General features: G+C 72.4%; 10 protein-coding genes. 1 reads left to right on the forward strand and 9 read right to left on the reverse strand.

Annotated features, from left to right (window positions below; all coding sequences use genetic code 11):
* Positions 1-115: 115 nt before the first annotated feature.
* Positions 116-409, reverse strand: a complete 294-nt coding sequence (locus ACFYPJ_RS01585) for a chaplin (protein ID WP_389008748.1) — start codon at positions 407-409, stop codon at positions 116-118.
* Between the two features lie 121 nt (positions 410-530).
* Here ACFYPJ_RS01585 and ACFYPJ_RS01590 point away from each other — a divergent pair, with 121 nt between their 5' ends.
* Positions 531-689, forward strand: coding sequence for a hypothetical protein (locus ACFYPJ_RS01590; protein WP_389008751.1), 159 nt, complete (start codon positions 531-533; stop codon positions 687-689).
* 123 nt (positions 690-812) lie between these two features.
* Here ACFYPJ_RS01590 and ACFYPJ_RS01595 read toward each other — a convergent pair whose 3' ends face one another.
* From ACFYPJ_RS01595 to ACFYPJ_RS01630, 8 genes are all read right to left on the reverse strand, one after another.
* The gene (locus ACFYPJ_RS01595) at positions 813-1,055 is read right to left on the reverse strand and encodes a hypothetical protein (protein WP_389008753.1); all 243 of its coding nucleotides are present in this window, start codon (positions 1,053-1,055) and stop codon (positions 813-815) included.
* A 380-nt stretch (positions 1,056-1,435) separates the two neighbouring features.
* Complete coding sequence (locus ACFYPJ_RS01600; RefSeq protein ID WP_389008756.1) at positions 1,436-2,476, reverse strand: type IV pilus biogenesis/stability protein PilW; 1,041 nt, start codon at positions 2,474-2,476, stop codon at positions 1,436-1,438.
* Positions 2,477-2,657: 181 nt separating this feature from the next.
* Positions 2,658-4,043 carry a serine/threonine-protein kinase gene (locus ACFYPJ_RS01605; RefSeq protein ID WP_389008760.1) on the reverse strand — a complete coding sequence of 462 codons (1,386 nt, stop codon included), beginning with the start codon at positions 4,041-4,043 and terminating at the stop codon, positions 2,658-2,660.
* Complete coding sequence (locus ACFYPJ_RS01610) at positions 4,040-5,956, reverse strand: tetratricopeptide repeat protein (RefSeq protein WP_389008763.1); 1,917 nt, start codon at positions 5,954-5,956, stop codon at positions 4,040-4,042. The genes ACFYPJ_RS01605 and ACFYPJ_RS01610 overlap by 4 nt, the downstream gene beginning before the upstream one ends.
* A 2-nt stretch (positions 5,957-5,958) precedes the next feature.
* A complete protein-coding gene (locus tag ACFYPJ_RS01615) occupies positions 5,959-6,384 on the reverse strand; it encodes a hypothetical protein (RefSeq protein WP_389008766.1) in 426 nt (141 codons plus the stop codon).
* A gap of 249 nt (positions 6,385-6,633) precedes the next feature.
* Positions 6,634-9,924: a kelch repeat-containing protein gene (locus tag ACFYPJ_RS01620; RefSeq protein ID WP_389008769.1), complete on the reverse strand. Its 3,291-nt coding sequence runs from the start codon at positions 9,922-9,924 to the stop codon at positions 6,634-6,636.
* A gap of 715 nt (positions 9,925-10,639) precedes the next feature.
* Positions 10,640-12,802, reverse strand: a complete 2,163-nt coding sequence (locus ACFYPJ_RS01625; protein WP_389008772.1) for a ThuA domain-containing protein — start codon at positions 12,800-12,802, stop codon at positions 10,640-10,642.
* A gap of 4 nt (positions 12,803-12,806) precedes the next feature.
* Entirely contained in the window at positions 12,807-15,650 is a 2,844-nt protein-coding gene (locus ACFYPJ_RS01630; RefSeq protein WP_389008775.1) for a carbohydrate-binding protein, read from the reverse strand.
* Positions 15,651-15,702 lie beyond the last annotated feature (52 nt).

Below are 15,702 nucleotides of genomic sequence, written 5' to 3' on the forward strand. Positions count from 1 at the left end.
AACCAGGGTGTGGGTTTGTTCGTGTCCGGGGGGCCCCGCCCCCCCCCCCCCGCCCCCCCCCGGGGGGGGGGCCGGGGGGGCCCCCGGGGGCCCACTCCCGTGTTCGAAGGCCGGTTCAGTGGCCGTAGCCGTACCCGCCGTCGCTGTCGCCGTCGCCCGTCTCGTCGTCGTCCAGGTTGCCGCAGGTGTCGCCGAACGCCGGGTTCAGCAGACCGACCACGTCGACGGTGTTGCCGCAGAAGTCGACCGGGACGTGGGCCGGGACCTCGGCCAGGTTGCCCGACAGCACACCGGGCGAGCCGACGGCCGCGCCCTCCGCACCCGCGTCGGCCAGGGCCAGACCGGCCCCGCCGAGCACCACGGCACCCGTGCCGAGAGCGACGACGGCCGCCTTCGCCATGCGAGACATCACGTACTCCTTAGTTGTCCGATAAGCGCGGCGGCAGGACAGCGCCGCCGCACTTCACGTTCAACGCGGGGGTCCGGTGCCGGTCACGGCGGTGGTGCCCGGATCACCCGGATTGCGGCCCATGGCAGTTCGCGACCGTGACCGGTGGCGGGGAGCGGTGGCGGGGATCGTGGACCGGGTGCGCTGGACACGGCCATCGGCGGGCCACCGCGCACGGCGCGACGAGACCCGCCGGATCAAGGCCGCCGCCGTCACCGTCACCGGGATCGCGTTCCCGTAGTGCGGTGCGGCGTGCGGCCTCGCGGGCGTACGGGCCTGCGGGCGCCGGGAACTCGCGCGGTTCGGGTCGCGGGACGCGGCCCGGAAGTGCGCGGGCGGACATCCCCGGCGCCCGGCCCTGACGCTACTTCTTGTGGCAGCCCCACTTGCCGTGGACCTTGGTGTAGTGGTAGCCCGCCTTGCACTTCTTGTGCTTCGGGGTCTTGGTGGTCTCCGGGGCGGGCGCGTTGTCGCCGTCCGCCACCTTGACGTTCGAGGTGTTCGCCGGCGCTGCGAAGGCGGTACCCGCAGAGGCCACGGCCGCTCCGCTGACGAGCATGCCCGCGGCGACACTGGCGGCCAGAGTACGTGTGATCCTGTTTCGCATGATCGGCAGCCTTTCTGTTGTCGGCGTCGCTTCCTCTCCGATCGATTCTTGGCACCGCTCCCTGGAGACTGCATCTCGATCACCGGCGCGCTGATTGCGGCACCCGGATTTTCGTCCCACGGCACCGAGAATTCCGCCAATTCCCGCTGGTCCGGCTTCTTCCGTGGTTTCCGCGCGGTACGCGTTTAATACGACGTGAGCGCCGGTGCCGGCGTGGAAAAGACCACGGACGGCGTGGAAAGAACCGTGGAAACAGCACGTCCGGTATCCATGTCGGTTGACCGGGCAACAGTTTCGTTCCGGACGGGTTGTCGTACGGCTGCCCGCCCGCCCAGTTCGCACCCGGCCGGCCCGGCGGCGGACGCCATGACCGGTCGGCCTCAGGCGGGGATCCAGGCCAGCATGAACAGGGCCACCCCGAGAACCGCCGGAAGCAGCAGCCGACTGGTGCGGCCGATCCCGAAGACCGCTCCGAAGGCGGTGAAGACCAGTGTCAGCATCCCGGCCAGCCCCGCCAGCAGCCGCAGTGCGTCCTTCAGCGGCAGGTCCTGGGCGATCTGGGTACTGGTGACGATGAAGGCGATGACCGCGGCGAGCAGGCCCAGGCTGCCCAGGGTCTGCGACCTCAGCCGGGTGATCTCCTCCTGCTCGTGCGCCCGGGTCTCCTGCACGATCTGATCCACCCGGGCCTTCACCGACACCTCCAGGCGGTCGGTGGTCTCCCGCAGTCCGCTGCGGATGGCCTGGCTCTCCCGCCGCAGCACGATGTCGGCCCGGATCCGGTGGTACTCGACGACCCGTACGGCGTACCCGGACCGTGCGGAGTCCTCCAGGTCCATGGCTCGCTGGATGGAGACGAGCGCGGTGTCGAAGTCACCGAGCAGAGCGGCTAGTTGGGATCGCACCGCTCGGTACCGCGGCACCTCCGGGCTGATCTCCACCGCCCGCTCCATCTGGGTCATGCAGGCCCGCAGATCCTCCTCGGCCACTTCGGCGCCACCCCATCCGTACTCCGCCAGTACCCGTGAATGGTGGGCGACGAGGGCCAGGTTGTCGGGGTAGGCCGCCAGCGCGGACGCCGCGTGGCGCAGGGCCGCCGGCAGGTTCGGGCCCATCGGGTCCAGGAGCGCCAGGTCCGATTCGAGCACCGCGCGCATCGGTACGGAGGCGAACCGCGAGGCATGGCGGAGGTACACGCTGCGGAACCGGGTGCCGTCCAGCGCCCGCCGGTGGCGGGCGAGCAGGACGTAGAAGGCGTTGAAGGCGCGCAGCGGATCGGCGTCGTCGCGTATCAGCCCCTCCAACGGGGCCAGGTCGGCGTCGGTGAGCGCGGTGCACACGGTCATGGCGGCGCCGTGGTGCTCGGCCGAGTCCAAGGGCGGCAGTGCGTCCAGTGCGTTGCTGATCTCCCCCGGTGACATGGTGATCACAGTAGTGGCGGTGCGGGGAGCACGGTAGAGGCCCTTGGGGCCGCAGGGGCCGTGGCAGGGCGCGACTTCGGCGCCCGGGGGCAGGGCCGGTTCTTCGCGACTGCCGAGTCGCGGGCGGGGTCCTTCCGTGCCACTACCACCGGCCTCCTCCGTGCCACTACCACCGGCCTCCTCAACCGCCGCGTATCCGCCGGTACCAGGGCCGGCGGCGGAGCTTCGGCAGGGGCGGGGTGTCGGCGGAGACGAGGAGGGTGTGGGTGCGCAGCGACGGCTCGTCCTCGGGGCCGGGGCCGGAGCCGTCGCCCTGCGGGGGGAACGCGGACGGCGGGCCGCCGCCTGGCGGGGCACCGTCCGGTGGGCCGGTGAACGGCGGGTCGATGTCCGTGGAGCCGATGTCCGTGGAGCCGATGTCCGTACGGGAGCCGGTCGTCGTCGTGTCGGCGGTGGGCGTGCCGCTCGGGCGGGCGGTGTGGGGCCGTCCGGTGGCGGGTTCCCGCCCCGTGCGTGCGGCGGGTGGGCCGGTGCGGCCCGTGTCCGGAGCGGTTCCGATCCGGGAGTCCTGCACGGTGACCGTGCGGGGGGACGGCCGGTGCGGGACGTCCCACGCGTAGACGCTGCCGGCGTGTTCCGCCGTCCGGCGTTCGATGACCTCGGGCAGCCACTTGCCGTGGGCCAGCAGCCGGGACGCCTCGTCCGCGTCCGCCGCGGGCACCAGGGCGATCAGTTCGGCGACGGTCGGCCGGTTCGCAGGGTCCTTCTCCAGGCTGCCGCGGACCGCCGCGGCGATCTGCTCGGGCAGTTCGGGCAGCTCCGGTTGTTCGTAGACGACCCGGAAGAGCACGTGCGCCGGGGAGTCCCCGCCGAACGGGTTCGTGCCCGAGGCGGCGAACGCCATCGTGCAGGCCAGGGCGAAGACGTCGCTCGCGGGCCCCACTCGGTCGGCCTGGACCTGCTCGGGCGACATGAAGGCCGGTGTGCCGATCACCACGCCGGTCCGGGTGAGGGACGTCGCGTCGCTGAAGGTCGAGACACCGAAGTCGATGACGCGGGGCCCGTCCTGGGCGAGCAGGACGTTCGAGGGCTTGAGGTCGCGGTGGACGACCCCGGCGGCGTGGATGCTCTGGAGGGCGCCGAGCAGCCCCAGCCACAGCGGTGCCAGCGTCCGCCGGGGCAGCGGGCCGAAGCTGATCACCGCTTCGCTCAGCGAGGGCCCCGGAACGTACTCGGTCGCGATCCACAGTTGCGGCTCGTCCGAGGCGCCGGCTGCCAGCACGCGCGCGCTGAAGGGCCCGCTCACCTTCGACGCCGCCGCCAGCTCCCGTTCGAACCGCCGCCGGAAGTCCTCGTCGTCGGCGAGTTCATGGCGCAGCACCTTCACCGCCGCCAGCTGTCCGGTCGTCGAACGGCCCAGGTACACCATGCCCATGCCGCCGGCGCCGAGTCGGCTGACCAGCCGGAACGGTCCCAGCCTGGCCGGGTCCGACGCCCTCAGGGCGGAGGTCGCAGTGGGCACGACGTCCTTGCCGCGGGATCCGCCGTCCGGTCGCTGCCCGCTCACGACCGGCCTCCGCGGTCCCGGACGCCGTAGAGGAGCTGCCGTCCGAGGCGCCGGTCCGCCTTCCTGCGCCACAGGGAGAGCAGGGCGCGGTTCTCCACGGTCTCGGACGCGTCCGCCCCGAGGACCCGTCCGAGGTCCGGGAGTACGGCGTAGAACTGCTGGACCGCGTCCCGCACATCGCCCTGGACCGCCGTCCAGTGGGCCAGCCGGGCCCGGGTGACCACCGTGATCCGGTCGTCCGGCCCCAGGACCCAGGCGAGGTCGCCGACCAGCCGCCGCAACATCCGCACCGCTTCGGCGGGTTCGCCCGACTCGCCGGTCCAGTGCGCGAGCTGACCGCGGGCCAGCAGCGTCTCCCGGTCGTCGGGGCCCAGCACCCGCCCGAGGTCGGGAACGGCGGCGGCGAACAGGCGCCGCGCCCGGCGGCGCCGGCCCGCGGTGCCCGACCACTGGCCCAGCCGGGAACGGCCGACCAGGGTGTGCGGGTCGTCCGGCCCCAGGATCCAGGACAGGTCCGGCACCAGTCCCGTCAGCAGCCGCACCGCCCGTCCGGGCGCACCCGCCCGCCCGGTCCAGTGCGCGTGGTTGAGCCGCCCGGTGAGGGTCTCGCGGTTCTCGGTGCCGAGGACCCGGGCGAGATCGGGGACGAGTCCGCCGGTCTGGTGGGCGGCGGCCGCCGGGTCACCGGCCTCGCCGGTCCAACGGGCCAGCTGAGCCCGGCCGACGAGCGTCTCGCGGTCGTCGGGGCCGAGGACGCGGCTGAGATCGGCGACCGCGGCCGTGGACAGCTGCCGGGCCTGCGCGAACCGGCCGGACTCGCCGGTCCACTGGGCGAGCTGGCTGCGGCCCACCACGGTGAACCGGTGGTCGGGGCCGAGTACGCGGGTGATCTGGTCGACGGCCGTCGTGGTCAGCCGCAGCGCCTCCTGGGCGTCGCCGTCCCGGCCGGTCCAGTAGGCGAGGTTGACCTGCGTGACCAGCGTGGCGGGGGCCTCCGCGCCCAGGGTGGTGGTGAGGCCGGGCAGCACTTCGGTCAGCATCTGCACGGCCTCGCCGGTACGGCCCTCCTCACCGCGGCGGTGGCCGAGGTCCAGGCGGGCGAGCAGTTCCTCCCGGGCACCCGACGGCCGGCGCCCGTCCCTACCGGCGGACGGCCGGTGCCTCTGCCGTCGGGTACGGGCCAGGACCAGCAGTTCCGCGGTGTCCGTACCGCACTGCTGCGGCTCGGGCATGCCCCGGGTCGGCAGGACGCGCCTGAGGTGGCGGAACAGGGCGCCGAGGGTCACGTCCGCCGACGACGACTGCGGAATGCCGTCCCGCAGGGCCAGCAGCAGTTCGCCCGTGAAGGCCGTGTGCCGCTCGCCCTCCTGGAACCGGGACGGCTCGTTGGCGGCGGACGACGTGAGCGTATAGGTGCCGGCTATCTCCATCTGGTCGATGAGCGGTTCATGGACTCCGGAGAGGTTCCCGGCGATGGCCCGCCCGGAGAAACAGCAGTCCAGGACGAGCACCTTGTTCCGTGCGGGGCTGGACAGGAACGCCTCTCGGATCCCCTGGAACGGGAAGGCCGTGAACGAGGGCGCGTCCACCACCGACTTGGCCAGACCGAGGTACAGCTCGCGCCGCTCCCGGCCGATCAGACCGTGCCCGCAGAAGTAGACGAGGAACACGTCCTCGGCCTGCCGCGCGGCCTCCAGCAGCGGCAGTCCGAGATCCCGCGGGGTCGCGGGATCGAGTACGGTCCTGACCCTCTCGGCGGCGAAGGCCCCGGGCCGTCCTTCGGTGAGCAGCCGGTGCAGGTCGCGGACGTTGTTGCGGACGGCGGGGACGTCGGGCAGCGCCGTGTCCTCGGTGTATGCGGCGGTTCCGACCAGCACGGCGCGTGAGCGGTCCGGGTCGGGCGGGCGGGTCACGGTCAGCTCTCCGGACGGGGCGTCTCGCCGAGGGCCGGAGCGCTTTCACCGGAGAGCGCCTCCCGGTGCGCCGCGCTCTCGGCGTGCAGTGCCGTCTTCAGCAGTTCCTCGACGGCGGTGAGGTCCTTCGTGTGCTGGACCGTCAGTTCGGTGCGTCGTCCGTCAGGGGCCACCACCTTGATCCGCACGGTGCTGCGCCGCGGCTGGCGCAGATACACCGAGAGCGACCTGGCCAGGGCGGTCACGGCGCCCCCCGCACCGACCGCGACCAGCACCACGTCGCTCCAGCCGCCCAGTTCGCCGCGCCCGGGCACGGGCGGCGGGACGCGTACGCGTCCACGCAGCAGCGTCTCGTCGCCGAGCCACGTCGTCAGATCCACAAGAGATTCGGGCCCTTCGGACCCTTCCACCGCCAGCACGGAATGCATGGCAGACCACCTTCCACCGCACGCCTGATGCTCATTCACGAGCCCGCGGACGGGCCCCCGTAGCCGATCCGCTCCCCAGTGTGCCACTTGGGGGAGGAAGCGGCGTAAGGACTTCGTGGAGCCGCTCGCGGTGGTGTCGGTGTCGGTACGGGGGCGGATGCCGGTGCGGATACGGGGGCGGGCGGCGGCGGCCCGGGTGTCCCGGTGGTGCGGGACAGCCGGGCCACCGGGTGTCGCCCGGCGCCCGGTTCAGGACGTGGCGGGTCCGTTCACCTTGAGGCTGACGGGCAGCGGCGCCGACGTGTACGGGGTGTCGTTCTCCTGAAGGAGCGTCGCCGTGTACGTGCCGGGCCGGTCGAGGCCCGTCGCGTCCAGGGTGACGGTCACCGTGGCGCTCTGGCCGGGCCTGAGGGGCACCCGCCGGGGGCTCTCCGAGAGCCAGGCGACGTCGGACTCGATCTGGTCGTAGCCGCGCAGGACCTGGGCGGTGGCGACCAGGTCGGGCAGGTGCGTGGTTCCTCCGGCCCGGTACATGCCGGAGCTGCCGCCGCCCCGGGTCGTGGCCGTCGGGCTGTCGGGCAGCTTGCTCCAGGTGTCCTGCTGCGGGTCGTAGGCGTACCCGTGTGCCGTGGCGGTGAAGTTGCCGCCACTGGTCGCCGTGAGCCCGCCGGAGAGCAGGAGCTTGCCGTCGGCCGCGGTGGACGCGGACTGGGCCAGGACGATCGGCAGGTCCGCGATGCGCGACCAGCTGTTCGAGGACGGGCTGTAGACGAAGGCGTCCCGCACGGGCGTCGAACCGGTCTCGCCGCCGGCGCAGTACAGCCTGCCGCCGATCGCCCCGCAGGAACCCCAGGAGATGGGCTCGGGGTAGGGAGCCGCCTTGGACCAGGCGTCCGTCGTCGGGTCGTAGACCTGGACGTCGGTGCTGCCGCAGGCGCCCGCGCAGCCTCCGACGGAGTAGAGACGTCCGTCCAGCACGGCGCTCGCCGCGCCGCCGTAGGGCGTGGGCTCCGCGGCGCCCTGGGACCAGGTGTCGGTGGCCGGGTCGTAGACCTGTGTGGTGGCGACCGGCCTGCTGCTGCCCCACCCGCCCGCGTAGTAGATCTTGCCGTCGATGGCGCCGTGGACCGGTGCCGAGACGGCCTGCGGTGCAAAGGCGCGCTGTTGCCAGCTGTCGGACTGCGGGTCGTAGGCGTACAGGGAGTTGAGCCGTGCGTTGCCGGAGCCGCTCCCGAGCGCCGAGTAGACGGTGCCGCCGACCGTGTCGACGGTGTTGTCGTACATGCTCGCCGGCAGGTCCGCGATGGGCTGCCAGGCGTCGGCGGGCGTACCGGAGCCGGTCGATCCGGGGGCTGTGCCGGTGCGTTCGCCGGCCGTCCAGGTGGCCGTCGCGCCGCCGGTGTTCTTCACCGTGAGGCGCTGGGTGACCTTGTGGCCCGACTGCACGGTGGAGCTGATCGAGCCGGTGCCGACCACCAGGCGCCCCGCCTTGAGGACGTAGTCCTGCCGTACGGTCCTGTCCGCGGCGATCCGCACGGGCGCGGCCGACCGGGTGTAGGCGGGCATGGCGGCGCTGAAGTGACGGTTGCCGCTGCCCGGTACGAAGGCGGTGTAGAGGCCGTCGCCGAGGGCAGGGTCGTCGGGTGTCGCCGTCGTCACGGCCCGCACCGTGCGGCCGGCGTCGGTGACGGTCGCCCCGACCACGCCCCGGTGAGTGTTGGCGTCTTCCACGGTGCCGGTGATCAGGCCGCCGGGCACGGGAGTGAGGACGCGGTCCGCGACCGAGACGTCGTCGAGCGCCCAGAAGGATCCGGTGCCGGTGTAGTGGAACCGCACCCGGACGTCCGGTTCGCCCGCGTAGGCGGTGAGCGGAAGCTCGATGTGCGCGGGGCCCAGGACCCACTGGAACGTCTGGTGCCAGAGGTTGGTCCAGGTCTTGCCGCCGTCGGTGGAGACGTCGACGTCACCGGTCTGCGTGGAGCTGCCCCGGTAGTCGGTGTCGAAGGACAGCTCGGGCGAGGCGTCCTTCGACAGGTCGTGGACGGAGCTGACGAGCTGGGTGTCCTGGGCGGTCCGGGTGCCGGTGCTGTCGGCGATGGCGAAACCGCCGGTGCCACCGGTCTGGTTGCCGCGCCGGCCGGGGTCGTCGAAGACCCAGCCTCCGGTGGTGCCGGAGCCGTCGGCTGCCACGGTCCAGCCCTGCGGCGCGGAGCCGGTGGCGTCGAACGGCTCGGTGCTTGCCGTCCTGACGTCCAGCGTGTAGCCGGGGATGTCGCCGGCCCAGGTGTCGCCCGGCAGTGCGAAGTCGGCCCGGCGGCTGCCGGAGCCGACCACGACGTCGCGGGTAACCGGCCGGTAGCCGGGTGCGGCGGAGGTGACCCGAAGGGTGTAGGTGTGCTTCTCGGGGAGCCGCAGGGTGTACGCACCGGTGCGCGGGTCGGTCCACACCGGGCCGCCGGGCATGCCCTCGACCATGATCCTGGCGTAGAGCGGCCATCCGTGGCCGGCGCCGTCCTTGACCGTCCCGGAGACCTGCTCCACCGCCAACTGCCTCATGCTGACGTCCAGTTGGACATGGCCGCCGTCGGTGACCGAGGCCGACGCGGTCGCCTCGGCGTAGCCGTACGCGTCGATCGTGAAATCGTACGTCCCGGTCCTCGCCGTCAGGGTGTAGGCGCCCCGGGCGTCGGTCGTGGCGGTGTAGGGCCCGGAGCGGACCACCGCTCCGGGGACGGGCTTGCCGGACCCGTCGGTGACCGTGCCGGACACCTCGCCGTGCGCGCCCAGCCGGAAGGCATCGAGGCCGTTCGGGGTGCCGAGGCCGGTCGGTCCGTCGTAACCGGTGCCCGCCGTGCACAGGTAGGCGGCGACACCGGCGCAGGTGCCGTCGTTGCCGCTGGTGACGTCGTTGAGCGCGGACGCCTCGGCCAGGTACGGGTACGCGTTGGGCTGTGTCCCGGCCACCGGGGTGCCCGCGGCGGCGTACGCGCCGGTGATGATCGGTGCCGCGGCGCTGGTACCGCCGATCACGATCCAGCCGCCCGCGGCGCTGTCGTAGACGGCGGGTCCGGTTACGGGGTCGGCGACCGCGGAGACGTCGGCGACGGTGCGGCCCGCACAGCCGGAGTCCGTCTGGAAGGCGGGCTTGGGCTCGTACAGCGAACAGCCCGAGCCCGGGGCGCCGTTGCCGGGCCCGCCGTTCCACACCGACTCCGACCAGCCGCGCGCCGTGCCCGCGTCGCGGACCAGGGAGGTCCCGCCGACCGACGTCACGTACGGGGACGCCGCGGGGTAGGAGACGCCGTAGCCCCAGTCGCCGGAGGAGGCGACGACGGCGACACCGGGGTGGTCGAAGTGCGCGTCGAGCGTGGTCTCCGCCGGGTCCTCGGGCACGAACTGGTAGTTCGAACCCCACGAGTTGGAGACGTACTTGGCGCCGAGCGCCACCGCCCTGTCGACGCCCGCGGCGAGGTTCAGCGAGCCCGCGTCGTCCGTCTCGACGAGCACGATGTGCGCCTTCGGGGCGGCGGCGGAGACCATGTCGAGGTCGAGCGATATCTCGCCGGCCCAGCCCTCGTCGTAGGCCGGGTAGTCGGTGCCGCCGCGCTGGTCGACCTTGCTGAAGCAGCACGGCCAGGCCGGCGAGTAGGCGCCGGCCGGGGCGTGGCCCGGCTGGTTGTCGTGATCTCAAAACGACTGCTCCGTAAGTCAGGCGACACCCGTCGGTGCGCGGTGTACGAGGTGGTGACCGGCGTGGGTCGGCCCGGCCGGCTCACCTGCCGCCGGGGTGTCGTGGACGAAGTGGGCGGTCGGCCCCGTCATCGCGGCCGGTGGCCCGGGCGGCCCCCGCACCGCCGGTGCCGAGGAGGACGTCCGCGGCCGGGGAAGCCGCCGGGACGTGGGTCGGCGAAGCCGCCGTCACGCGGGACGGGGTGGCCGCCGGCACCCGGAACGGCAATCGCTCCCCCTCCCAGCAGGCGGAACACCGGGTTCCGACGCCTCCGCTGGAGAGAAGATGTCAATCGGCCGAGAACGGCACAAGAGCAGACCGCTGGCCGGTTTCCGCCAGCGGGCGGGAAGGTGCCAACTCGGTGAAGACGGGTACCGCGGCCAGGGCGAAGCCGCTGCCGCGACCGGCGCCGCGAGGACCGTCGTGACCGCCGCCGCAGAACGCGCAGCGCCCGCCCGGACGGCGTCCGGGCGGGCGGTGGTGCGGTGGTGCGGGTGTGACCGGTCGTGGGACCGACGAGGAGTGTCAGGTGCGCGGGAGTTGCCGGAAACGGTCCGTCCAGTACGCGGTGCGGTCCAGGTAGGCGGTCTCGGACGCCTGGCCGGTCAGACCGTAGGCGCCGTCGTACGTCTGGTAGCCCTGGCCCGCGGGCGGGGTGGCGTCGGCCGGTTCGATAGAACTGCCCTCGTGCCACTCGTTGAAGGACGTGACCGACACCCAGGTCGGGGAGCCGCCGATCGCCGGATCGAGGGCGTTGGACCACTGCTTGTCGTAGGCCGCTCCGTTCGCCCGGTCCACGGTGGGTGTCGTGTTGCCCGGCACCGCCCGGTCGTCCAGGTAGCCGGGGGCGACGGACGGCGACCAGATCAGGCCGTGGGCCTTGGCGTAGTCACCGGCCTGCTTCCAGCCGGGGGCGGTGGCACCGGCGATGCCGTCGTAGGTGTACATGCCGGAGAAGTGCGCGATCTTGGTGGTGTCGGTGGTCTGGGCGAGGACGATGTTGCTGCCCGTGACCTGGTCGAGCGCCGTCCAGTCGGTGACCTTCAGGCTCTCGAAGACGTAGAACGCCCCCTTGCCGCCGTGATCGGCCGACCGGTAGTACGCCGGATGGCTGCCGTAGGTGTTGTCGATGTACTGGATGTCGGCGGCGGTCGAGGCGCCGGTGCGGCCGGAGTACGGCTCCAGGTGCCAGGCGACCTTGACGCCCTCCTTCTGCGCGGCGTCCAGGACGCCCCGGGCCAGCCCGTCCTCGTAACTGCCCCGTCCCCACCAGCTGTAGACGAGGACACCCGCGCCGGAGCGTGCGACCCACTTCATGTGCTGGGCCACGGCTCCGGCCAGGTCACCGGAGTCGTAGGCGCCGAGCGCGGGGTAGAGGTTGGCGCCGATGTCGTCGGGCGGGGTGCGGTTGCCCTGCTGCCAGTGGCGCCAGCTGCCGTTGACCGCGGGGCTGCCGTACCAGGGGTAGTAGAAGAGATGGACGTCCTGCGCCAGGGTGCCCGCGGTCGGTGTGCTGCCGAGCGTGAAGGTGTCGACGTCGAAGAGGGATCCGCTGCCGCCGGTGAAGCGGAGGAAAAGCGGTCCGGTTCCGGTCCCGCTCAGCGTGGTGCTCACCGTGGTGAACGTCTCCCAGCCGCCGGTGACCGGGACCTGTACGGAGCCGAGCAGGGTGCCGGTGGCCGACCCGGAGCGGATCTCGATGGTGCCGCCCGCGCCCGCCGAGGACACCTTCGCGGAGAAGGTGCGTGCCCCGGCGGTGGCGACGGAGGCGTAGCCGGCCCAGTCGCCGTTCTCGATGTACCCGAGCGTCTGGCCGCCGCTGGCCGCGGCGTGAGCGGCCGGCTGCACGCCCGAACCCGAACTGTAGGACTCCGCCTCCACCTGGCCGCTGCCCGCCGGGGCGGCACAGTTGCCGGGTGCCTGCCCGGCCGTGTAGCGCACCGCGCCGAGCAGCAGCGAGCGGAACGCGGGGTCGCTGTAGGACTCGGTGGTGTGGCCGAGCCCGGTGTAGAAGGACCGCCCGCCGCCCTGGGCGTGGCACCAGGTGATGGGGTGGTCGCCGCTCATCTCGCCACCGGTGTAGCTGGATTCGTCCAGGCTCTGCAGCACATGGACGTTGGCGCGCGGGTTGGTGCGGTAGTTGTACCACTCGTCGGTCCGCGTCCAGGTGGCGCCGAGGTGCGCGGTCGCCGGATGGGTGCGGTCCTCGGTCTTGACCACCGCCTGCTGGATCGCCGGGTGGCTCTTGAACCAGGCGCCGACGAGCTGCCCGTAGTAGGGCCAGTCGTACTCGGTGTCGGCGGCGGCGTGCACGCCGAGGAAGCCGCCGCCGCCGTCCACGTAGGACTGGAGCGCGCTCTGCTGGCTGTCGCCCAGGACGTCGCCGGTGGTGCTGAGGAACACCACCGCCTCGTACCCGGCCAGGTTCGCCGGGGTGAAGGCGCCCGCGTCCTCGGTGGCCGTGACGGTGAAGTCGTTCTGCTGGCCGAGGGACTGCAGGGTGCTGATGCCCGCCGGGATGGCGTCGTGCCGGAAGCCCGCCGTCTTGGAGAACACCAGGACGTCGAAGGACGCGGCCTGCCGGTCGGGTGCGGCCTGGGCCGCCCCGGCCGGTGCGGCCAGGGCGCAGGTCAGCGCCAGGGCCACGGCCGCCGGGGTACGGCCAAGGCGTCGGAGCAGGGTTCTCATGTCCTCACCCCTTCTGCGCCGTGGCGGCGAGTGTGAAGGTGTCGATGTCGAAGAGGTTGCCGGCGGCCCCGGTGAACCGGAGGAAGACAGGCCCGGTCCCGGTGCCGGTCAGCGAGATGCTGACGCCTGTGAACGTCTCCCAGCCGCCGGTGACCGGGACCTGTACGGAGCCGAGCAGGGTGCCGGTGGCCGAGCCGGAGCGGATCTCGATGGTGCCGCCCACGCCGGCCGAGGACACCTTCGCGGAGAAGGTGCGTGCCCCGGCGGTGGCGACGGAGGCGTAGCCGGCCCAGTCGCCGTTCTCGATGTACCCGAGCGTCTGGCCGCCGCTGGCCGCGGCGTGAGCGGCCGGCTGCACGCCGGAACCCGAGGTGTAGGCCTCGCCTTCCGTGGTCGTGCTGTTGACCGCGGCGGTGGTGAAGGTGAAGGCGTCGATGTCGAAGAGGTTGCCCTGGCCGGTGGGACCGCGGAAGACCAGGAACAGTTCGGTGGTGCCGGACGGTGCGCCGCTGAGGTTGGCCGAGACGTCGGTGTACGTCTCCCAGCTGCCGGTGACCGGGACCTGTGCGGAGCCGAGCAGGGTGCCGGTGGCCGAGCCGGAGCGGATCTCGATGGAGCCACCGGCACCGGCCGAGGCCACCCGCGCGGTGAACTTGGTGGCGTTGCCCAGGGTGTACGGCTTGAAGGAGATCCAGTCGCCGTCGTCGGTGAAGCCGACCGTGCTGCCGCCCTCGGCAGGGGCGTGAGCGGCGGTCTGGATGCCGGACTGGGCGCTGAAGTGCTCGGCCTGCCGGTGGCGGGGCTGGAGGGTGCGCACCGAGTGCGAGGTCAGTCCGCCCGCGTCGGTGTACTCGGCGTCGAACACGCCGTAGAGGTTGGCGGCGCTGTCGTGCTCGCCGTCCACGGGCACGTTGACGGAGCCGCTGCACCCGTTCGCGGACGTGATCGCGTGGGTGTGGCTGTCATGGCCCAGCGCATAGGTGACCTTCACCTTGGAGCAGTCGACGGTGCCGTCCTCGGGGTCGCTGACCTGCACCTTGAAGGGCACGGTGTCACCGAAGGAGAACAGCTGTCCGTCGCCGGGCGGTTGCAGGGTGACCGTCGGTGCGGTGTTCCCGGCGGTGACCACCAGGCTGGCGGTCCCGGTCAGCCCCGCCGGGTCCTTTACGGTGAGCGTGGGCCGGAAGGTGCCCTTCGCGGTGTACGTGTGGCTGGGGTTGGCCTGGGTGGAGGAGGAGCCGTCACCGAAGTCCCAGGAGTACGTGAGCGCACTGCCCTCCGGGTCGGAACTGCCCTGGGAGGAGAACTGCACGGTCAGCGGCACGGCGCCGGAGGTCTTGTCGGCCGCGGCCTTGGCGACCGGGTTGCGGTTGCTGCCCGCGATGTACTCGATGCGGTACAGCGCCTGGTTGTTGCTCCCGGTGCCGTAGTCCAGGACGTACAGCGCGCCGTCGGGACCGAAGTCGCTGTCGATGATCTGGGTGCCGCTCCACGGGAAGCTCTCGATCGTCCCGTACGAGCCGTCGCCCTTGACCTCGACGGACTTGATCCACTTGCGCCCGTACTCGGTGGCGAAGAAGCGCCCGTCGAGGGACTGCGGGAACTTCACGGACGAGTTCAGGTTCGGGTCGTAGCGGTAGACGTCACCGGCCATCGGGGACTCCGAGCCGCCCCCGAACTCCGGCGGCGAGCCGTCCAGACCGTACTTGATCCAGCTCGTCCTGGCCGCGGGGAGCTTCGACTGTCCGGTGTTGCGGAAGGAGTTGTTCGTCGGTCCGCCCGCGCAGTCGTACTTGGCGCCGGACGGGCCGCTCGGGAAGGTGTACTCGTTGTAGGTCTCGGTGGCGGTGTTCGTGCCGGTGCAGTACGGCCAGCCGAAGTTGCCGGGCCCGGTGATGCGGTCGAACTCGACCTGTCCGCCGGGGCCGCGGTTCGGGTCGGTGCCGCCCGCGTCGGGTCCGTAGTCGCCGAGGTAGACGATGCCGGTCGCACGGTCCACGGACATCCGGAACGGGTTGCGGAAGCCCATGGCGTAGATCTCGGGCCGGGTGTTCGCCGTGCCCGGGGCGAAGAGGTTGCCGGCCGGGACGGTGTAGCCGCCGGCCGCGGTGGGCTTGATCCGCAGCACCTTGCCGCGCAGGTCGTTGGTGTTGCCGGAGCTGCGCTGGGCGTCGAACTGCGGGTTGCGGTCGGTGCGTTCGTCGATCGGCGCGTACCCGGCCGAGTCGAACGGGTTGGTGTCGTCGCCGGTGGTCAGGTAGAGGTTCCCGGCCGCGTCGAAGTCGATGTCACCGCCCACGTGGCAGCACTGGCCACGGTCGTTGCCCACTTCGAGGACGACCTTCTCGCTGGTCATGTCCAGGGTGTTGTCGGACTTCAGCGTGAACCGCGACAGATTGAGGTGGCCCTTCCACGCCTCGAAGTCGGCGGCGGTTCCGGTGACCGGGGCGTCGCCGGCCGGGGTGTTCAGCTTGGGGGAGTAGTAGACGTACACGTACCGGTTGCTGGTGAAGCTCGGGTCCGCGGCGATGCCCTGCAGGCCCTCCTCGTCGTGCGTGTAGACGTCGAGCTTGGCGGCCTGCTTGGTGTTGCCGGCCGCGTCCGTGTACCGGACCGTGCCGTCGCGGGCGGTGTGCAGGACCGACCGGTCGGGCAGCACGGTGAGGGACATGGGTTCGCCCAACTCCGATGCACCGGTGGCGAGTTGGACCTGTTGGTAATCGGAGGCGGGGATGTCCGCGGGGGCCGCTGCCGCGGGCACGGGCGAGGGCCCGGCCACGGCGGCTCCGGCCAGTACGAGCACCAGTGCCGTGAGCCATCTGAGCCCTGCACGAGGGCGCTGGGACATGGGGGGTCCTTCCTGACGGTGGGGGTTGTCAGGCAAGGCGCGCGCCGGCCGC

It is taken from the genome of Streptomyces sp. NPDC006012 (assembly GCF_042871185.1).
Classification (GTDB): domain Bacteria; phylum Actinomycetota; class Actinomycetes; order Streptomycetales; family Streptomycetaceae; genus Streptomyces.